The sequence below is a fragment of the Micromonospora sp. DT68 genome, assembly GCF_049847245.1.
In the GTDB taxonomy this organism is placed as follows: domain Bacteria; phylum Actinomycetota; class Actinomycetes; order Mycobacteriales; family Micromonosporaceae; genus Micromonospora; species Micromonospora profundi.
The window spans coordinates 337,154-356,691 of sequence record NZ_JBNCNZ010000005.1; the positions used below are offsets into that span (position 1 = coordinate 337,154).

The window sequence follows — 19,538 nt, forward strand, 5'->3', positions numbered from 1 at the left end:
CCGGCACCGGTCAGTAGATACGGCGGCCGTGCGCGTCCGGCACCCCGGACTTGCGCAGGAAGTACGTGTTGATCTGATCACGCCACTCGATTGCCGAACGCACCTGCTCGTCGAGGCGCTCGGCCACCCGCACGTACACGGCCGGGTCGATCATCCCGTTCAGCGTCTGCCAGCGCCGCCGCATCGCCTCCACCTCCTCCACCCCAGCGAAGTGGGTGTCGTAGATGTGCTGGATGACCGTGGACCCGCTGTGCAGCACGTGGGTGTACGGCACGTGGTGGAAGAACAACAGCAGCTCGTCCGGGCAGCGCTCGGGTGACTCGTACACGTCCGCCCAGTACGGCGGGTACTGGCCGGCGAAGCCGGTGCCGGACGCGCGGCTGCGGTCCACACCGACGCCGTCGCGGTCGGCGAAGTGGTAGGTGCCCCACCGCGAATACTCGTACCCGTCGACGTCGGGGCCGTAGTGGTCACCCGGGTGGACCATGAAGCCGATGCCCAACGGGGCGGTGTACCGCTCGTAGGTGCGCCAGGAGTCGTCCATGACCTCGTGCAGGGTCCGCCGCACCAGCTCCGGGTCGGCGGTCGCCGACGGCGGGAAGGTAAGCGTCATCCACTCGTCCAGGACGGCCCCGGGGTCCAGCCGGGGATCCCAGGCGAGGCGACCGAACGTGTACAGGTTGGCCTGCGCCAACGGATGCCCGGTCCAGAACGGGTCGTCGCCGGTGTTGGCCACGGCGACCAGCCCGCCGCCCTCCCCCCGCTCGCCGGTGGCCACGTCGGCGATCGTCCGCCCGCCGGGACCCCACGGCGCGAACCGCAGCACCTCGCTCCACCACGGGCCGAGGTGACAGATGTGCCGCTGCTGGCCCGTGTACTCCTGGGTGACCTGGAACTCCACGGCGACCCGCGTGGCGGGCAGCGCGGCGAGCACCGGTGACACGGGCTCGCGCACCTGGAAGTCCACCGGGCCGAACTTCACCTGGAGGACGACGTTGGCACGGAACCGCCCGTCGAGCGGCGTGAAGTGGTCGTAGGCGGCGCGCGCCCGGTCGGTCGACCGGTCCCGCCAGTCCTGGTGGTGGTCGTAGACGAAAGCCCGCCAGTGCACCACTCCCCCGTGCGGGGCGAGGGCCTCGGCGAGCAGGTTCGCCCCGTCGGCGTGGTCACGGCCGTAGGTGAACGGGCCGGGTTGCCCCTCGGAGTCCGCCTTCACCACGTAGCCGCCGAAATCCGGGATGCGCTCGTACACCGCCCGGGTCGTGGCGGCCCACCACGCGCGCACCGCCTCGTCGGCCGGGTCCGCGCTGCTCAGACCGCCGAGGGCCACCGGCGCGGCGAAGGTGACCGACAGGTGCACCCGGATGCCGTACGGACGCAGGACGTCGGCGATCTCGGCGACGTCGCCGAGCCGGTCGGTGAGCAGCCGCGCCTCGGCCCGCGCCACGTTGACGTTGTTCACCGATATCGCGTTGATCCCGCTGGCGGCCAGCAGCCGCCCGTACGCCCGAAGTCGGGCCAGGTCGCCACGCGGACGGCCGTCGCGCCAGAAGATCGAGCCGCCCGCGTACCCTCGTTCGACCTGGCCCATCACCGGATGCACCGCCACGTTGTCCCAGTGGTTGAGCATCCGGCGGCGCAGTGCGGGCCGGTGCAGCTCCGGCGGACGGGCCGGATCGAACGCCGCCGCGCAGAGCCGGACCACGTGGAACAGCCCGTACAGCAGGCCGGCGGGAGCGTCGGCCAGCACGACAGTCACGTCGCCGGCCCGCGCCAGCAGGAACCCCTCGTCGCCGAGCGTCCGGCCGTCCTCGACAAGCGCCGCCTCGCCCGCCGCCCGCGCCGCCTGCGCCGTCGAACTCGGCAGCGCGTCCGCCCGGCGCAGCGTCAGCACCAGATCGACGTCGACGTCCCAGGACGGCGAGTGCCACATCCGCCCGCCGTAGCGTGCGCAGGCGCGGGCCACCTCATCGAGGACGGTGTCGACGAGCAGCCCGTCGCCGTGCACGAGCACGCGTCGCGCGCCCAGCGACCGGAACGCCTCCGGTGGCAGCCAGGCGGCGTGCACCCGTGGCTCCTCGACGTCAAACGGATCCGCCACGAACATCGGCCCCTCCACGTCCACGAACTCCGGCGTGCTCACTTGGTGAACTCCTCACGGATCATCCGGACCATGGGGTCGCCGACGCGCAGCAGCGCCAGGGCCGCGATCGAGCCCAGCATCGCGAGGACCACCTCGGAGAAGACCGCTGTGATCCCGGCCGCCGCGGCCAGCAGCAGGGCGTTGCCGACGGCAACCCCGGGGGTACGCGCGAGGAAGTGCACGGCCAACCGGAGCACGTCGCGGGTACGGAAGTCGAACAGCGAGGCGATCACCAGGGCGTTCGCCGCGCAGAGCGTCACCGCCGCACCGATCAGGACCAGCGGCACCGTCCACCAGGTGGCGAGGCCCACCGCGTCCCGGTAGGAGAGGTTCACGGCGAGCACTGTCAGCCACAGCAGCGTCGGCACCCAGACGCGTAGCACGGCACGCAGGTTGGCCCGGTAGCCGCGCCAGAACAGCGCCGCGGGTCGCAGGTCGGTCAGGTCGCAGCGCTGGTGGCGCACTGCGTACAGGGCTGCCGAGAGGGCGGGACCGACAGGCACCAGCAGGGCCGCCACCAGCGGCAGGTTGCTGGGGTCGCGGCCCAGCAGCACCAACGGCAGCAGGCCGGGCAGTGTGGTGAGCAGGAACAGCAGCTCGACGACGAGCAGGATGTAGACGCGGGAGGTGATCCGCGACAGCGGCCCGTCGCCGAACTGTCGCAGGGCTTGTGCGCTGCTCACCGCTGCTCCTTCCGGTCGGTCGCGACAGGGTGCCCGAGCAGACGGTCGACGTTCCACCACTGTGGGGTTTCGTCCTCGACCGCGCTGAGTTCGAGGAGGGTGACCTCGTGTCGGCCGAGGGTGAACTCCACCTCGACCCGGCCGGCGGCGACCGGCAGCGCGCGGTGCGTACGCGCCGGCTCGGCCGCCTCCCGCAGGGCGTCGAGCTGCCGCAGGGACGGCGAGCGGGGGCAACCCATCTCGGTCCACGCCGCCCATGCGTTGCCGGCCTCCTCGCCTACCGACGAGCGGAGCAGGAACGCCGACGTCGTTCCGGGCGGGCCGAGCGGGACGGACAGCGCCAGCGGGTGCCGGTCGGGTGCCGGTGACCGGCCTGTGACGTCCACGGGCGCCCACGCCAGCACGGCGATCCGGCCGTCGCGGTGCCGGGTGACCAGGTGGTCGTCGCCGCGGGCGAGCACGTCGCCGCCGAGGCGGGCCATGAACGCGTACAGGTGGTAGGCGGGTTTCTTGATCTGGCGGTGGGTGAGCAGGCCGAACCCGCCGTGTAACAGCGCGGTCGGCACCCCCACCTCCTCGAACGTGTCGCTGAACGTCCAGTACGAGAACGAGTCGACAAGGTCGCCGCCGGTGGCGAGCACGGGTGCCAGGTACGCGGCGTGGAAAGCGGTGTCGTGGATCGGGTTGTCCGGTCGGTAGGACGAGTTGAACTCGGTGATGTGCACCGGCAGGTCCGCCAACGGGGTGCCGGCAAGGTGCTGGCGCGGCGCGGCGAACTGGGTCAGCAGGTCCGCTGCCGGGGCGAGGGTCTGGTGGGTGCCGAACGGCACGTGCTGGGCCGGCCCCGAGGTGTACGCGTGCCGGCTGACGAAGTCGACGGGCACCTGCTTGTCGGTGACGAACTCGGCGAACGACGTCAGCCAGTCGTCAGCACCCGGGGAGATCGCCGGCCCGCCGACCTGCAGCGACGCGTCGACGTCCTTGACGGCGTGCGCGCTGGCCTCGTACAGGCGGTGGTAGGCGTCGCGGTCCGCGCCCTGCCAGAACGGCTCCAGGTTCGGCTCGTTCCACACCTCGATGGGCCAGCCGCGCACCTCGTTGAGGCCGTACCTGTCGACCAGGTGTGCCACTGTGGCGCGGACCAGGTCGGCCCACTCGGACAGGGACGCGGGTGGTGTGACGTTGCCCTTCCACCAGAACACCGTCTGGCCGCCGGAGGCGAGGCCCGACGGCATGAAGCCCAGTTCGACGAACGGCCGGATGCCCAGGTCGAGGTACGCGTCGACGACCTGGTCGACGTACGTGAAGCAGTGGTGCACGCGACGCTTGCCGTCGTGCTCGTACGGGCGGTGCACGCCGACGCCGTCGCTGAGCAGACCGTGCCCACGGATGTGCCGGAACCCGATGTCGGCCTGGACGAGGGCCAGCGAGTCCTGGTAGTCGCGACGCAGGGCCAGCTCGAAACGGCCGGTGCCGACGCAGCGTCGCCAGGCGTCCGTGAGCCGGCCGGTGGGCTGGTCGGGAACGGTGATGCGCATCGCTGTCCTCGGATCGTCCTGCCGGACGGGTGACGCGCACCGCGCCGGCAGTGGTCGCCGGGATGCCCGGTCGGGCCGCGATCAGCAGCCCGACCGGACTCCCCGTTGGTCAGCCGTTGTTCTTCTGGAACCGCTCGTACGCCTTGTTGACCGTGTCGATGTACTGGTCGGCGTTCTTGGCCTTCAGTTCGGCCACGTACGCGTCCCACTCGCTCAGCGGCCGCTGGCCCAGGGCGAACTTCAGCGTGTTCTGCGAGACGAAGTCCTTCAGCGGCGTCTCCCAGAGCGACACCTGCTCGCGCTCCTCGTCGGTCAACGGGGCGGGCGGTGCCACCTCCCTCGGGGTGCGGGCGTCCATCACCTTCTGGAACTCCAACTCCTCCGGGGAGAAGAACCCGCGGACCAGGTCGGGGCTGCCGCCGTAGGCGAAGACGCCGTTCTGGAAGCCGAAGTCCTTCTGCAGGTGCTTGGGCGCCTTCGGGTTGAGGCCGAGGAAGTCGACGCCGGGGTCGAGGGTGCGCTTCCCGGACGCGTCCTTGGTGAAGGTGGTGCCCTCGATGCCCCAGCGGGCGAACTCGAGGCCGGCGTCCGAGTACCACAGCCAGTCGATGAACTGCATCATTGCCACGAAGTTCTTGCTCTCCCGGGCCTTCGTGGAGATCATGATCCCGTTCTCCAGGCGGGAGAAGGGGTTGATCTCACCGGCCGGGCCGACCGGCAGTGGAATCTTGGCCATCTTCGCGTTCGGCAGCGTCTTGGCCAGGTCGGGCCGGTGGTTGTTGACAAGGGTCTGCGCGTTGCCGGTGACCACGAACGACTTCCCGTTGGCGAGCTTCTGCCGCGCCTGGTCGTCGGTCTGGGTGAAGCTCTCCGGGTCGAGCAGACCCTCGGCGACGAGCTTGTGCAGGTACGTGAGCATCTGCTTGTACTGCTCGGACCCACCCGTGTAGATGAACTTCTTCGCCGCCGGATCCCAGGTGGCGTGCTGGTAGTCCCAACCGGCCCGCGTGCCGAAGGACGCGCTGAGAATGTTCAGCAGGGCGCCGGTCGGTGTGGGCTTACTGAACAGGTCGGAGTACGGGTAGACGTTCGGGTACTTCGCCTTCATCGCCTTGAGCACCGAGTACAGGTCGTCCCAGGTCTTCGGGACGGGGAGGTTCAGCTCCTGCATGATGTCGGTGCGCACCAGCACCGTGTAGTCCTGCGTGGGCTTCTCGTGCAGGCCGGGCAGCAGGTAGAACTTGCCGTCGGACTGCCGCAGGTTGTCGATCTCCGGCTTCAGGTTCCACTTGGCGATCTTGTCCTTGAGGTTGGGCATCAGGTCCAGGTAGTCGCTCACCGGAAGGATCGCCCCGGAGGACACGAACGCGTCCTCCTGCGGGTGGTACGTCTTGGGAATGATCAGTGGCGCGTCCCCGGCGCCGATGAGCAGGCTGCGCTTCTGCTCGTAGTCGCTGAGCGGTACGGCGACCGGGTCGATCTTGACGTTGGTCCGCTTGGTGAGCTCGGACCAGAACAGCCAGTCTTCCTTGAGCGGATAGAACGTGTGGTTGTTGTAGAGGGTCGAGAAGGAGAGCGCCTCGGTGGCCTTGAACTGGTCGCCGACACCGTAGTTCGCCATCGCGCCGGCACGGTTCTCCGAGAGGTCCGTCGACTCGCCGGGGTCCTCGGAGCAGGCGGTGGTCAGGCTGAGCGCGAGCAGACCCGCGGTGGCCAACGCCACGCGGCGCCACGTCTGGTGGAGCATGGCTGGTCCTTTCGGTGGTGGGGTGGGGGGTTCGGCGGCTCAGCCCTTGACCGCGCCGAGCATCACGCCGCGGACGAAGTACCGCTGAACGAAGGGGTAGACCGCCAGGATGGGCAGGGTGGTGAGCACGATCGTCACGGCTTGGAAGGTCGCCGCCGCCTGGACCTTGTCGGCGTCGGCGGCGGCCGACTCGGCGCTGGTGGCGCCCGCGATGAGGTTGCGCAGGTAGACGGTGACCGGGAGCAGGTCCTGCCGGTCGAAGTAGAGGAACGCGCTGAACCACGAGTTCCAGAAGGAGACCGCGTAGAAGAGCACCATCGTCGCGATGATCGCCTTCGACAGCGGCAGCACGATGCGCAGCAGGATGCCGTACGTGTTGAGCCCGTCGACCGCCGCGGCCTCCTCCAACTCGGTCGGCAGGCTTTCGAAGAACGCCTTCATGACCAGCAGGTTGAACACGCTGATGGCGTTGGGGATCACCACGGCCCAGATGGTGTTCTTCATGCCGAGGCTGGTGACCAGCACGTAGTTGGGGATCAGGCCGCCGGAGAAGAACATCGTGAACAGCGCGATGCCGACGAGGAGGCCACGCCCCTTGAGCTGCGGCTTCGACAGCACGTACGCGTAGCAGGTGGTCAGGACGATCGAGATGATCGTGGCGACCACCGTGTACACGACGGTGTTGCGGTAGTTCGTCCAGAACATCGCATCCGACATGACAAGCTTGTACGCGGTCACGTCGAACCCGCGCGGGACCAGGGTCACCTTCCCCGCGATGATGTACGCCTCGTCGCTGAGCGAACGGGCCACGATGGTGAGGAACGGATACAGCGTCACGATCACCACGCCGGTCAGGACCACCGCGTTGACGATCCGGAAGATCCGGTAGCCACGGCTGTCCACCGGCCCGCGCGTCGTCGGGGCGTCCGCCTTCCGGCCGAGGATCACCACAGGCTCGTCCCGACCGTGCGGCGGGAGATGAGGTTCGCCGACAGGACCAGGACCAGCCCGATCACCGCCTCGAAGAGACCGATCGCTGCCGCGTAGCTGAAGTTGCTGGACTGGAAACCCATCCGGAACAGGTACGTGGAGATCACGTCCGCGGTCGGGTACGTCAACGGGTTGTACAGCAGCAGGATCTTCTCGAACCCGACGGCCATGAAGCTGCCGATGTTGAGGATCAGCAGCGTCACCATCGTCGGCCGGATCCCGGGCAGCGTCACGTGCCAGGTCTGCCGCAGCCGGTTGGCGCCGTCGATCCGGGCCGCCTCGTAGAGGTCCTCGTCGATCGTGGTGAGCGCCGCGAGGTAGAGGATGGTGCCCCAGCCGACGGTCTGCCAGACCTCGGAGGAGACGTAGATGGTGCGGAACCATTCGGGCTGTTGCAGGAACGCCACCGGGTCGCCGCCGACGAGCCGGACGAGTTGGTTGGCGGTGCCGTCGACCGAGGTCAACTGCATGACCATCGCCGCCACGATCACTATCGACAGGAAGTGCGGAAGGTAGGACACCGACTGGACGAACCGCTTGAACCGGCGGGCACGCACCTCGTTGAGCAGCAGCGCCAGGATGATCGGCAGCGGGAAGCAGAACAGCAGGGTCAACGTCCCGAGCACGAGCGTGTTGGTGAACACCTCCCAGAACGTCGGGTCGGTGAAGAACATCCGGAAGTACCGCAGCCCGACCCAGTACTCGCCGAAGATGCTGCCGCCCGGCTTGAACCGGCGGAACGCGATGACGTTCCCGATCATCGGCAGATAGCGGAAGATCAGGAAGAACAGCAGCGGGAGCACGGCGAGCGAGTAGAGCTGCCAGTCCCGGCGCAGCGCCTGCCGCCAGGTCCGACGGTGTCGCCGCGCGGGCGGGGCAGGTGCGACAGCCGCCGCCGGAGCGGGGGGCGGCGCCGGCGGCGGCCGTAGCGTCTCGGATGTCATGAGCGGCCTCCTATGCGGAGTGCGGAACGGCCAGGAGGTGCTCGATCCGCGCCGACGTGAGCAGTTGCCGGTCGTGGCCCACCTGGCGTTCGGCGCCGGTCAGCCGCAGCGCGAGGGCGGCCACCGTTTCGCCGCTGGAGCGGCCGAGCCGCAGTTCGACGGCGCCGGGTTCGACGATGCGCCGCCCGGACCGCCCGGTGAACGACGTGACGTCGGCGGGTACGTCGAACGTCACGTCGGCAGCCCCGCCCGGCCCCAGCGGCACCCGGGCGTAGCCGACGAGCCGTGTCACCGGTCGGGTGGTCTGCGCCACCGGGTCGTGCAGGTAGAGCTGCACGACATCGACGCCGGCTCGGGAGCCGGTGTTGCGGACCGTGACGCGTACCCGCGCCTCGCCGTCGACAGGCCAGGTGACCGGGTCGGTGGGATCGGAGTACGCCTCGCCGGCCTGACCGACGACCGAGGCGTCGGACCAGTCGAAGGTCGTGTAGCTCAGCCCGTGGCCGAACGGGTAGGCGGCCGTCGGGTCGATCGAGGACACCTGGTTGGCGTGCCCCAGCGGTGGCGCCAGGTAGGTGCCCGGCAGGCCGCCCGCGTCGCGGGGCACGCTGACCGGCAGCCGCCCGGACGGGTTCACCACGCCGGTGAGCACCTCGGCGAGCGCCTGCCCGCCCCGCTGGCCGAGGAAGAACGCCTGCACCACTGCCGCCGCCGCGTCGAACTCCGGGCCGAGCGCGTACGGCCGGCCGGTCATCAGCACCAGCACGACAGGTGTGCCGGTGGCAAGCACGGCGCGGACCAGGTCTGTCTGCACTCCGGGCAGTGTCAGGTCGACGGCGTCGCAGCCCTCACCGGAGGTGCCCCGGCCGAACATTCCCGCCCGGTCGCCGACGGCGAGCACGCACACGTCGGCGGCCGTGGCCTCGGCGACCGCGGCGGCGATGCCCGAGGTGTCCTCGCCGGTGATGGCGCAGCCGGGCTCGTAGCTGAGCTGCGGGACGTGCCGGGCCAACTCGTCGCGGAGCGTGGGGATGTCGACGCCCATCTCGAACTCGCTGTGCTTGACGCCCACGTGGTTGGGGAAGGTGTAGCAGCCGAGCATTGCCATCGGATCGTCGGCGACCGGGCCCACGAGCGCGACCCGACGACCGGCCGGCATCGGCAGCACACCGGTGTTGCGCAGCAGCACCACTGACTCCCGGGCCAGGCGTACCGCGACGTCCTGGCTGGCCTCGTCGTCGAGGCGCAGGCCCGCCACGTCGTCGGGCAGATCCTGCCAGCCGTCGTCGAGCAGGCCGAGTTCGATCTTCTGGATCAGCACACGTCGCAGCGCCCGGTCGATGAGCGCCTCGTCGACCTCGCCGGCGCGGACCGCCGCCAACAGCGGGTCGCCGAAGGTGTCCACTGTGGGCAGCTCGACATCGATTCCGGCGCGCAGGGCGAGCCCGGCGGCGTCGGCGGAGCGTTCGGCCACCCCGTGCAGGGTCTGCAGGAACCGGATGGCGAAGTAGTCGGCGACAACGGTGCCGGTGAAGCCCCACTCGTCGCGCAGGAGCCCGGTCAACAGTTCCTCGTCGGCGGCGACGGGCAGGCCGTCGATCTCGGCGTACGAGTGCATCACGGAGCGGGCACCGCCGAGCCGTAGCGCCATCTCGAACGGCGGCAGGATCACGTCTGCCAACTCCCGGCGGCCCATCGGCACCGGCGCGAGGTTGCGCCCGCCCCGGGAGGCCGAATATCCGGCGAAGTGCTTGAGGGTGGCCACGATGCCTGTGCTCTCCAGCCCTCGCACGTACGCCGCGCCGGTAGTCCCCACCAGGTACGGGTCCTCGCCGATCGTCTCCTCGGTACGTCCCCAGCGGTAGTCGCGGGTGACGTCGAGGACCGGTGCGAGCCCCTGGTGTACGCCGGCGGCGCGCATCGACCGGCCGATCTGGGCGGCCATCTCCTCGACAAGCTCCGGGTCGAAGGCGGCGCCCCAGCTCAGCGGGGTCGGGTAGACGGTGGCCCGCCAGGCGGCGAAACCGGTGAGGCACTCCTCGTGCACCTGCGCCGGGATGCCGAACCGGCTGGCCGCCACGATCTGCGCCTGGGACGCGGCAAGCGATCGCGCGCCGCGTACCGGGTCGACGGGTGCGGTGCCGAACGGTCGGGTGAGCTGACCCAGCCCGTACCGGATGACGGTGCTCCACGGCGGCAGCTCGTTGAGCATGTCGGCCTGGTGGGGAGCGACGCCCTCGCCGGACGCGTCGGCGCCCACCCACACCCCGACGAGCTGGGCGAGCTTTTCCTCAAGCGTCATCTGCGGCAGCAGCGCCTCGGCCCGTTCGGCTGGCGACAGCCGTGCGTCGCGCCAGGGCGTGACGTCGCGGGACGCCGCCGGTGCGCCGTCGACGGGCACGTTACTTCTCATGCCGAGACCCCTTAGCTCCGGCCACGTCCCGCACCCCCGTGGGACGGTTCCGTGGCGGGCGACCACGAGCCGAAACTTTCCGGAAACCCGCGTAACCTTTTCGGCAACCTAAGTGCACCGTCTGAGCGTGTCAAGACCTTCGATGCGTCGATGGCCGACTCGGCCATCCAGCCGGTGACACCGAACCTCCGCGATCCGCTGCCGACCGACACACCGGAACAAGGCATCGAACATACCGAATGGCGTGCGCCAGGCCGTCCGATCAGTCGTGTTATGGTCGTCCGAAATTTTCGGATGCTGTATGGGGCTGCGATGACAGAGCACCGCCCGCTCGGCCCACAGGCCTCCACCATCGCGACGATCGCCAACGACGTCGGCGTGTCAGTCGCGACGGTGTCCAAGGTCCTCAACGGGCGCGAAGATGTCGCGCCCGCCACCAGGGCCCGGGTCGAGGCGAGCCTCGACCGCCACCAGTACCAGCGCCGCAACCGACGGCCGTCGACCGGCCAACGTCGGATCGACCTGGTGTTCCACGAGTTCGACACCGGTTGGGCACTGGAGATCCTGCGCGGGGCCGAGGCGGTGACCGCCGCCGCCGGAATCGGCCTCGCCGTGTCCCAGCTCGACGGTGCGCACCGACCGCCGTCGCGATGGATGGACGCGCTGCTCGCCGACCGTCCGCTCGGCGTACTGCTGGTGCTCTGCCACCTGACCGACAGCCAGCAGCAGCACCTGCGGCGGCAGGGCATCCCGTTCGTCGTCGTCGACACCGACAGCGCCACCTCCGCCTCGGTGCCCACCGTCGGCTCCAACAACTTCAACGGCGGTCTGCTGGCCGCCCGGCACCTGCTGGAGCTGGGCCATCGGCGGATCGCCGTCATCTCCGGGCCACCCGACATGCTGTGCAGCCGGGCCCGCGCCGCCGGTTTCCACTCCGCCCACGAGGAGGCCGGGGTCACCGTCGACCGCGAGCTGGTCTGCTACGGAAGCTTCTCCGCGCATGCCGGGCACGCCCACGGCCTGCGGCTGCTGAGTCGGCCGGACCGGCCCACGGCTATCTTCGCCGGCTCGGACATCCAGGCCATGGGGGTGCTGCGGGCCGCCCGCAAGTGCGGCCTGCGAGTGCCCGAGGATCTCTCGGTCATCGGGTACGACAACCTGCCGGTCTCGGCCTGGACGGACCCCGCCCTGACCACGATCAACCAGCCGCTGGGCGACATGGCCGGCATCGCCACCCAGATGCTGCTCGACCTGGCCAAGGGCAACGAGCCGGCGACCAGCCGGATCGACCTGGTGACCGAGCTGATCGTGCGGGAGAGCACCGCCCCGCCGGCCCACCCGCGCTGACCCCACGCCGCCGCGACAACCGCCCCGATCCGCGCCCCCGGACCCACGAGGAGCCATGACCGACTTCACCTCCGCGCTCGACGAACTCCGGCGCTACGCGCCCACCGTCGTCGAGCCCGACGACTTCGACGGGTTCTGGCGCGACACCCTCACCGAGGCCGCCGCCCGACCGGCGCTCGTGGACGTCCGACCGGAGCCCACCGACCTGCGACTGCTCGACTCGTGGGACGTCACGTACGCGGGCTTCGCAGGCGACCCGGTGCGGGCCTGGTACACGCGCCCGGCGGGCGTGCTGGACCCGCTGCCCACGGTTGTCGAGTACGCCGGCTACGGGCGCGGCCGGGGCCTACCGCACGAGCGGCTGACCTGGCCGGTCGCCGGGTACGCCCACCTGCTGATGGACAACCGGGGGCAGGCCGGGCAGTACGGCGCCGGCGACACCACGGACCCGCACGGCGCGCCCGGCGGCCCGTGGCCCGCCACCTGGGGAATACTCGACCCGCACGACTACCACTACCGTCGCCTGATCACCGACGCCGTCCGGGCCGTCGAGGCCGCCCGCGCCCTGCCCGGGGTCGACGCGGGCCGGGTCGCCGTGGTCGGCAACAGCCAGGGCGGCGGTCTCGCCCTCGCGGTGGCAGGTCTCGTCGGCGACCTCGCGGCGGTGCTGACCACCGCCCCGTTCCTCTGCGACGTCCAGCGGGCCGTCTCGCTCACCGACGCCTCGCCGTACGGGGAGATCGCGCGCTACCTGTCGGTGCACCGCGAGGCCGAGGAGGCCGTGCGGCGCACGCTGTCCTACGTCGACGGAGTGAGCTTCGCCCGCAGGGCCACGGCTCCGGCGCACTTCGGGGTCGGCCTGCGCGACACGGTGTGCCCGCCGAGCACCGGCTTCGCCGCCTACAACCAGTACGGCGCGGCCACCGGTCGGCCCACCCCACCGGAGCGCGAGATGCACGTCTACCCGTTCAACGGCCACGAGGGCGGTGAGGCAGTCCACGTCCGGCGGCAGCTGCGCTGGCTCGCGTCGACGCTCGCCTCGGCGCGCCGGCCGGCCGCGACAGCCGGCGCGGGCTGACGAACCAGCCCGCTCGCAAAGACGTCGGTCGATTGCCATTGTTAGCGATAACACGCTATCGTGCGTCCGACGGGGTGCAGGGCACACCTCCGTCGCGGTTCGTCGATCCGTCGCAGCCGGCCCGTCGACGACAAGTGCTGACGTCCGGGTTCCTGGTCGTACGCGCCAGCTCTCGCACGCGTACCGCGAAATGGTGGCGCCGTCGCTGACGCACACTCCCCCACCACCGGAGGAAGCCCACATGAACGCTCCGCACCTCGGACCCCCTGTCCCCCCGACACCCGCGACCACCGCCACGACGCCGAGGCCCCGACGGGCCCGCCTGTGGTGGGCGGCCCTGGCCGCCGTCGCGGCCGTCGCCGCCGCCGTCCCGGTGGCGACGATGCCCGCCAGCGCCGAGTCCAACGGCGGGGTACGCGTGATGCCGCTCGGCGACTCGATCACCGACGGCTTCAACGTCCCCGGCGGATACCGCATCGAACTCTGGCAGCGGTTCACCAGCGGCGGATACCGTGTCGACTTCGTCGGCTCCCAGTTCAACGGCCCGGCCAGCCTCGGCGACCACGACCACGAGGGCCACTCCGGCTGGACGATCGCCCAGATCGACGCCAACGTCGTCAACTGGCTGCGGGCGACGACCCCCCGGACGGTGCTGCTGCACATCGGCACCAACGACATGTACGGCGACACGTCCGGCGCGCCGGGCCGGCTCGCCGCACTCGTCGACAAGATCACCAACAACGCGCCGAACGCCGATGTGTTCGTGGCGACGATCGTCCCGAAGTCGGGCGCCGACAACCAGGTGCGCGGATACAACGCGGCGATCCCCGGGATCGTCCAGACCAGAGCCGCCGCCGGCAAGCGCGTCCACCTTGTCGACATGTACCGCGCCCTGACGCTGAGCGACCTCGCCGACGGCGTCCACCCCAACGCCACCGGCTACCGCAAGATGGCCGACGCCTGGTACACGGCGCTCCGCGCGGTGCCCGGCAGCATCGGCGGTGACACGCCGCCCACGACTCCCCCGCCCACCACCGCCCCGCCCACGACTCCCCCGCCCACCACCGCCCCGCCCACGACTCCCCCGCCGAGCACGCCCCCGCCGGTCGGTGGGTGCCGGGTCTCGTACACGGTCAACGCCTGGAACAACGGCCTGACGGCGGCCATCTCGGTGACCAACACCGGCAGCGCGCCGATCAACGGCTGGTCGTTGGCGTTCACGCTGCCGAGCGGGCAGACCGTCACGGGCGGCTGGAACGCCACGTACTCCCCGACCAGTGGGGCGGTGACCGCCCGCAACGTCTCCTACAACGGCACTATCGCCCCGAACACGGCTGTCGACATCGGTTTCCAGGCCACCCACACCGGCGACGCCGGCCGACCGTCGGCCTTCACCCTCAACGGCGCCGCCTGCGCGGTCGCCTGACACACCGGGTCGCGGTGCCGGGCGGCAACGGCTGCCCGGCACCGCGTCCAGGTCACCTGATCGTCAGCGACGCCAGCCGACAGGTGATGAATTCCAACGCGGACGGCACGTCGACGTCCACCGCCACCTCGGTCGTCGGTCGGCTCAGCAGGCCACGCAGGTCCACGAGGGTGTTGCCGCGGCTCGGCCCGGTCGTGGTGTCCACCTCGACGTACGCCGGCTCGGCGGTGACCAAACCCGGCCGGATCGCCTCCGCCATCGCCAGCGGGTCGTGCAGCGGCACGGCGTCCATGCCGTGGTCGCGCCGGTACCCCGCGAGGTAGTACTCGAGCGCGTCCGCGCAGAGAGCGGCGACGCTGCCGGCCGAGCGGAGCCGCCGCAGGTCGTCCGGGCCGTAGGTGGTGCGGTACGTGACGTCCAGCCCGACGAGCGTGGTCGGCACCGGCCGGGGCAACCCCGGTTCGGTGAGCACCCGGTAGGCGGCCTCCGGGTCCGCCCAGATGTTGAACTCGGCGGCCGGAGTCCGGTTGCCGGCGCCGATCGAGCCGCCCATGACCACCAGCCGGGCCAACCGCGACGCCACCTCGGGGTACACCGCGAACAGGTGCGCCACGTTCGTCAGGGGTCCGGTCGCCACCAGCGTCACCGGCTCGGCGCAGGCGCGTATCGTCTCGACGATCAACTCCAGCGCGGTGGCGTCGACCGGGCCGGCGGTGGAGGTCGGCAGCGTGATGCCGCCCAACCCCCGGTCCCCGTGCACCGACGCGGTGCGGTCGCCCGGCGACCGCAGATAGGGGCGGCCCGCGCCACGGGCAACGGGGATGTCGGCCCGACCGGCCAGCGCGAGCACGTCCAGCGCGTTGCGGGTGGTGATGTCGATTCCGACGTTGCCGCCCACTGTGGTGACCCCGACGAGTTCCACCTCCGGGCTGGCCACCGCCGTGAGGATGGCGACCATGTCGTCGATGCCGGGGTCGCAGTCGAGCAACACTGTGCGAGTCACGCGCAGGACCCTATCGCCTGAACATCGCCGCCCGGCGATCGGAATTACTCGGTGGTGGGGCGGACGGTCCGCAGCGGAGGATGACCTGATGGCATCGCCCGAAATGGTTCTCGCCGATCTTCGTGACGCGTGGAGTGCCTCGCTGTCCCGCACGCTTCTGGGCCTGTACCTGCACGGCTCACTGGTCGCCGGCGACTTCGCCCCGGATCGCAGCGACCTTGATCTGCTCGCGGTACTCGACAGCGACCCGGACGAGACGCTGCTCGCCGTGCTCGCCGGTCTGCACGCGGACCTCGATCGACGGCACCCGCAGTGGGCCGGCCGGATCGAGGTGGAGTACGTGTCCCTTGGCGCCACGCGCGATGCCGCGCACGGCCGTGCCAGCCAGACCCACGCCATCGCCCGGATCAGTCCCGGCGAATCGTTGCACCTGTTACCCGCCACCATCCATCGCGTCGTCACCTGGTCGGCCGTCCGCGATCACGGCCGCGTGCTCGTGGGGCCCGCAGCCGTCGCACTGCTACCCGCCGTCGCCCCCGACCTCGTCCGGTCGGCTCTGCTGGAGCACGTCCGCGACTGGCCGATCTGGGTGACCCGGATGACCACCCCCGGCGCCCAGTCCTACGCAGTACTCACCCTCTGCCGGGCCCTGCACCGTCTTCAGAACGGCCGGCAACTGTCCAAGCGACGGGCCGCCGACTTGACCATCGCCGACCTTCCACAGTGGGACGGCTTGATCACCTGGGCGCGCGATTGGTGGTACGACGGCGGCAAGGACACCGACACCGACAGGGCAGACGACATCCACACGTTCGTGCACGAGATCAGCTCCACCATCCTGGCCTCGGAACCAGCCACCAATGCCGGTCTTCCCCGATGATCTCGTCATGGTGATGCGGTGCGCCGACGCTGACGCCGGCCGGAGCTAGAATCCGATCATGGAAATCCTGCGGTACGCCGCCTTCACCACCGATCCAGCCGGTGGCAACCCGGCCGGTGTGGTCCTCGATGCCACCGGGCTCGACGACGCGCAGATGCAGCGGGTGGCGGCCCAGGTCGGGTACTCCGAAACGGCATTCCTCACGTCCGGCCGCGATGGGCACTTCACGGTGCGCTATTTCAGCCCGAAGGCAGAGGTTCCCTTCTGCGGTCACGCGACCATCGCGTCGGCAGTCGCCTACGCCGAGCGGCACGGTCCGGGAGCCCTGCGTCTGGACACCCGCGCCGGCCTCGTCGAGGTCACCACCGAGGTACGGGCGGACGGGACCACCACCGCCACGCTGATCAGCGTCGAACCGCAGAGCAAACCCATCGCCCATGGCGACCTCGCGGCGCTGCTCGACGCGCTGCGCTGGAAGCTGGACGACCTCGACCCGACGATGCCGCCGCGGATCGCGTTCGCCGGAGCATGGCATCCCATCGTGGCCGCCGCGAGCCGGCAGCGCCTGGCCGACCTGGACTACGACATGGCGGCGTTGGGCAGCCTGATGGCCGAGCGCGACTGGACAACCATCGACCTGGTCTACCGCGAATCGCCGCTGGTGTTCCATGCGCGCAACCCGTTCCCACCCGGTGGCGTCGTCGAGGACGCCGCGACAGGTGCGGCGGCTGCGGCGTTGGGTGGCTACCTGCGCGAGCTGCACCTGGTGAACCCGCCCGCGACGGTCACCGTGCGGCAGGGCGACGACATGGGCCGTCCAAGCCTTCTCGCGGTAGGGATCCCCGCCGAAACCGGCAGCGGGATCGCGGTGACCGGCACCGCCGTCGCCCTCCCTGACGTCCTGACGAGCGGGGCCTGACCTGGTTTCACGCCCGTCGGTCCGGGTCAGCAACGCCGGACGTCCGAAGCGGTCCGCCGACGTCCCCCAGACGTCGGCGGACCGGCCTCAGCGGATGTCGGCGGTGCTCCAGCGAGGGGATGCGTTGGTGACCGCGACGGTGTCACCGACAAGCGTGGTCACCGCCTCGGTGGCACGCTGCGCGCTGGTACCGACCCAGACTTCGATGTCGCCGGGCTCCACGACGCGGGTGAAGCTGCGATCGGAGAACGCCAGGCGGGTGGTGGGGACCGTCAGCTCGACCGTGACGGACTGGCCCGGTGCGAGGTGGACCCGCCGGTAGCCGAGCAGCTGCGCCACCGGCCGGGTCACCGAGGCGACCAGGTCGCGACCGTAGAGCTGGACCACGTCGTCGCCGGCGACCGCGCCGGTGTTCGTCACCCGCACCGTCACGGCCACCGCCCCGTCGGTGGGCACCGTGGCGGGCACCGTGAGATCGGTGTACGCGAAGGTCGTGTACGACAGGCCGTGGCCGAACGGCGCCACGGGCGTCGCCGGCAGGTTCGTCACCTCGTTGCCCTCACCGAGGGTGGGATGCAGGTAGGAGTACGGCTGCGCGCCGGCCGACCCGGGCAGGGTGACCGGCAGCCGGCCCGACGGGTTGACCCGCCCGGAGAGCACCCCCGCGATAGCGCCGGCGCCCTCCTCGCCCGGGAAGAACGCCTGCACCACCGCCGCACAGCCCGCGAGCGCCCAGCCGAGATCGTAGGGCCGGCCGGTGAGCAGCACGAGGACGACGGGCGTACCGGTCGCCTGCACCGCCTCGATCAGGTCGCGCTGGACGCCGGGCAGCTCCAGGTCGTCCCTGTCGCAGCCCTCGCCGACCGTGCCGCGCCCGAAGAGGCCGGCGTGGTCGCCGACGACCAGGACCGCGACGTCGGCGGCGGCGGCCGTGGCGACCGCCTCGTCGAAGCCGGACCTGTCGTCGGTGTCCACGTCACAGCCGCGTGCCCAGGTGACGAGATCGTCGCCGAACTCGGCCCGTACGGCGTCGAGCACGGTGGGCACCTCGATGCCGGTCTCCACGCCGGGGTGCTGGACGAGGACGTGGTTGAGGAAGGAGTAGCACCCGAAGAGCGCGCCCTGCCGGTCGGCGTTCGGGCCGATGAGTGCCACCCGTCGCCCGGCCGGCAGCGGCAGCGCGTCCCGGTTGGTGACCAGCACGATCGACTCCTCGGCGAGCCGGCGGGCGATCGCCCGGTGCTCGGGCGAGTCGAGGTCGATCGCCGAGGGTGGCTCGTCGTCGAACGTCGCGTCGAGCAGACCCAGGTCCTGCTTCTGGCGCAGCACCCGCAGCACCGCGCGGTCGAGGAGCGCCTCGTCGATCCGACCCGCCCGCACCGACTCCCGCAGGGTCAGATAGGCGTCGCCGGTGGGCAGTTCGACGTCGACACCTGCCGTCAGCGCCTGGCCGGCCGCCTCGGCGTGATCGCCCGCCACGTGGTGCAGCAGGTTCAGGAACGCGACCCCGTAGTAGTCGGCCACCACCGTGCCGTCGAAGCCCCACGCGTCGCGCAGGATGCCGGTCAGCATCGTCGGATCGGCGGCGACGGGCACCCCGTCGATCTCGGCGTACGAGTGCATGACACTGCGGGCGTCACCGTCGAGGATCGCCATCTCGAACGGGACGAGCAGCACGTCGGCCAACTCCCGGCGGCCCATGTGCACCGGGCCGAAGTTGCGCCCCGACTGCGACGCGGAGTAGCCGGCGAAGTGCTTGAGGGTGGCGTGCACCCCCTGCGACTGCAGCCCGCGCACGTACGACGTGCCGATGGTGCCGACCAGGTACGGATCTTCGGCTATGCACTCGTCCACCCGACCCCAGCGGGGGTCACGGATGACGTCGAGCACCGGAGAGAGCCCCTGGTGGATACCCAGGGTCCGCATCGAGGCGCCGATCGCCGCGGCCATCTCGGTGACCAGTTCGGGGTCGAACGCGGCGCCCCAGGCCAGCGGCGTGGGGAAGGTGGCCGCCTTCCACGCCGACAGCCCGGTGAGGCACTCCTCGTGGACGATCGCCGGGATGCCGAGCCGGGTCCCCGTGACAAGCTCCCGCTGGAACTTCCACAGCCAGGACGCCCGTGCCGCCGCGTCCACCGGGCGGGTGCCGTAGGCGCGGGTGAGGTGACCGAGCCCGTGCCGGGAGAAGTCCCCGAGCTTCGCGTCCTCGCCGAACTCCCCCTGCAACGGCGCGACGGCCTCGCCGTCCTCCTTCTCCCAGAAGCCGACGATCTGAGCGATCTTCTCCTCGATCGTCATCCGGCCGAGGAGATCGCGTACGCGTGCCCCGCCGTCGTGCCCATTCGGTCGACCGTGGTCCGGACCTGCTTGGGCCGGCGCCGGCCCGTCCACCAGTGCGTGGACCTCAGTCATGCTGTGCCTTCCTCT

14 protein-coding genes are annotated in these 19,538 nt (G+C 70.8%); 5 read left to right on the plus strand and 9 right to left on the minus strand.

The features are described 5' to 3' along the window. Window positions 1–10: 10 nt before the first annotated feature. The 7 genes from ACPXB1_RS12265 to ACPXB1_RS12295 all read right to left on the minus strand — a co-directional run bounded on the left by ACPXB1_RS12265 (window position 11) and on the right by ACPXB1_RS12295 (window position 10,458). Entirely contained in the window at window positions 11–2,107 is a 2,097-nt protein-coding gene (locus tag ACPXB1_RS12265) for an alpha-glucuronidase (protein WP_425735301.1), read from the minus strand. A 32-nt stretch (window positions 2,108–2,139) separates the two neighbouring features. Then, on the minus strand, window positions 2,140–2,826 hold the full coding sequence (locus tag ACPXB1_RS12270) for a DUF624 domain-containing protein (RefSeq protein WP_355588879.1): 687 nt from the start codon (window positions 2,824–2,826) through the stop codon (window positions 2,140–2,142). Next, a complete protein-coding gene (locus ACPXB1_RS12275) occupies window positions 2,823–4,364 on the minus strand; it encodes a GH39 family glycosyl hydrolase (protein WP_425735246.1) in 1,542 nt (513 codons plus the stop codon). The genes ACPXB1_RS12270 and ACPXB1_RS12275 overlap by 4 nt, the downstream gene beginning before the upstream one ends. 109 nt (window positions 4,365–4,473) lie before the next feature. After that, complete coding sequence (locus ACPXB1_RS12280) at window positions 4,474–6,111, minus strand: extracellular solute-binding protein (RefSeq protein ID WP_425735247.1); 1,638 nt, start codon at window positions 6,109–6,111, stop codon at window positions 4,474–4,476. A gap of 39 nt (window positions 6,112–6,150) precedes the next feature. Next, window positions 6,151–7,059: a carbohydrate ABC transporter permease gene (locus ACPXB1_RS12285; RefSeq protein WP_355588875.1), complete on the minus strand. Its 909-nt coding sequence runs from the start codon at window positions 7,057–7,059 to the stop codon at window positions 6,151–6,153. Next, the gene (locus ACPXB1_RS12290; RefSeq protein WP_355588873.1) at window positions 7,056–8,045 is read right to left on the minus strand and encodes an ABC transporter permease; all 990 of its coding nucleotides are present in this window, start codon (window positions 8,043–8,045) and stop codon (window positions 7,056–7,058) included. The genes ACPXB1_RS12285 and ACPXB1_RS12290 overlap by 4 nt, the downstream gene beginning before the upstream one ends. A gap of 10 nt (window positions 8,046–8,055) precedes the next feature. Next, window positions 8,056–10,458 (minus strand): glycoside hydrolase family 3 N-terminal domain-containing protein, encoded by a 2,403-nt coding sequence (locus tag ACPXB1_RS12295; protein WP_425735248.1) that lies wholly within the window; start codon window positions 10,456–10,458, stop codon window positions 8,056–8,058. 312 nt (window positions 10,459–10,770) lie between these two features. Here ACPXB1_RS12295 and ACPXB1_RS12300 point away from each other — a divergent pair, with 312 nt between their 5' ends. The 3 genes from ACPXB1_RS12300 (at window position 10,771) to ACPXB1_RS12310 (ending at window position 14,309) form a co-directional block, all read left to right on the plus strand. Continuing rightward, window positions 10,771–11,805 (plus strand): LacI family DNA-binding transcriptional regulator, encoded by a 1,035-nt coding sequence (locus ACPXB1_RS12300; RefSeq protein WP_355588869.1) that lies wholly within the window; start codon window positions 10,771–10,773, stop codon window positions 11,803–11,805. Between the two features lie 55 nt (window positions 11,806–11,860). Further along, the gene (locus ACPXB1_RS12305; protein ID WP_355588867.1) at window positions 11,861–12,883 is read left to right on the plus strand and encodes an acetylxylan esterase; all 1,023 of its coding nucleotides are present in this window, start codon (window positions 11,861–11,863) and stop codon (window positions 12,881–12,883) included. Window positions 12,884–13,124: 241 nt separating this feature from the next. After that, window positions 13,125–14,309 carry a cellulose binding domain-containing protein gene (locus ACPXB1_RS12310; protein WP_425735249.1) on the plus strand — a complete coding sequence of 395 codons (1,185 nt, stop codon included), beginning with the start codon at window positions 13,125–13,127 and terminating at the stop codon, window positions 14,307–14,309. A gap of 52 nt (window positions 14,310–14,361) precedes the next feature. On the opposite strand, the gene ACPXB1_RS12315 is transcribed toward ACPXB1_RS12310, so the two are convergent. Next, the gene (locus tag ACPXB1_RS12315) at window positions 14,362–15,312 is read right to left on the minus strand and encodes a nucleoside hydrolase (protein WP_425735250.1); all 951 of its coding nucleotides are present in this window, start codon (window positions 15,310–15,312) and stop codon (window positions 14,362–14,364) included. Between the two features lie 88 nt (window positions 15,313–15,400). Here ACPXB1_RS12315 and ACPXB1_RS12320 point away from each other — a divergent pair, with 88 nt between their 5' ends. Together ACPXB1_RS12320 and ACPXB1_RS12325 are read left to right on the plus strand one after the other, a co-directional pair. Continuing rightward, window positions 15,401–16,192 (plus strand): aminoglycoside adenylyltransferase domain-containing protein, encoded by a 792-nt coding sequence (locus ACPXB1_RS12320; RefSeq protein WP_425735251.1) that lies wholly within the window; start codon window positions 15,401–15,403, stop codon window positions 16,190–16,192. Window positions 16,193–16,250: 58 nt separating this feature from the next. Beyond that, a complete protein-coding gene (locus ACPXB1_RS12325; protein ID WP_425735252.1) occupies window positions 16,251–17,111 on the plus strand; it encodes a PhzF family phenazine biosynthesis protein in 861 nt (286 codons plus the stop codon). Window positions 17,112–17,198: 87 nt separating this feature from the next. Here the strand turns inward: ACPXB1_RS12325 and ACPXB1_RS12330 are convergent, their stop codons facing one another. Continuing rightward, window positions 17,199–19,523, minus strand: coding sequence for a glycoside hydrolase family 3 N-terminal domain-containing protein (locus ACPXB1_RS12330; RefSeq protein ID WP_425735253.1), 2,325 nt, complete (start codon window positions 19,521–19,523; stop codon window positions 17,199–17,201). Between the last annotated feature and the right edge of the window lie 15 nt (window positions 19,524–19,538).

Bases quoted from the DNA above. Each gene is read 5' to 3' on its own strand.
- ACPXB1_RS12265 (WP_425735301.1), bottom strand. From the start codon at position 2,107: ATGTTCGTGGCGGATCCGTTTGACGTCGAGGAGCCACGGGTGCACGCC.
- ACPXB1_RS12275 (WP_425735246.1), bottom strand. From the start codon at position 4,364: ATGCGCATCACCGTTCCCGACCAGCCCACCGGCCGGCTCACGGACGCC.
- ACPXB1_RS12280 (WP_425735247.1), bottom strand. From the start codon at position 6,111: ATGCTCCACCAGACGTGGCGCCGCGTGGCGTTGGCCACCGCGGGTCTG.
- ACPXB1_RS12290 (WP_355588873.1), bottom strand. From the start codon at position 8,045: ATGACATCCGAGACGCTACGGCCGCCGCCGGCGCCGCCCCCCGCTCCG.
- ACPXB1_RS12295 (WP_425735248.1), bottom strand. From the start codon at position 10,458: ATGAGAAGTAACGTGCCCGTCGACGGCGCACCGGCGGCGTCCCGCGAC.
- ACPXB1_RS12300 (WP_355588869.1), top strand. From the start codon at position 10,771: ATGACAGAGCACCGCCCGCTCGGCCCACAGGCCTCCACCATCGCGACG.
- ACPXB1_RS12305 (WP_355588867.1), top strand. From the start codon at position 11,861: ATGACCGACTTCACCTCCGCGCTCGACGAACTCCGGCGCTACGCGCCC.
- ACPXB1_RS12310 (WP_425735249.1), top strand. From the start codon at position 13,125: ATGAACGCTCCGCACCTCGGACCCCCTGTCCCCCCGACACCCGCGACC.
- ACPXB1_RS12320 (WP_425735251.1), top strand. From the start codon at position 15,401: ATGGCATCGCCCGAAATGGTTCTCGCCGATCTTCGTGACGCGTGGAGT.
- ACPXB1_RS12325 (WP_425735252.1), top strand. From the start codon at position 16,251: ATGGAAATCCTGCGGTACGCCGCCTTCACCACCGATCCAGCCGGTGGC.
- ACPXB1_RS12330 (WP_425735253.1), bottom strand. From the start codon at position 19,523: ATGACTGAGGTCCACGCACTGGTGGACGGGCCGGCGCCGGCCCAAGCA.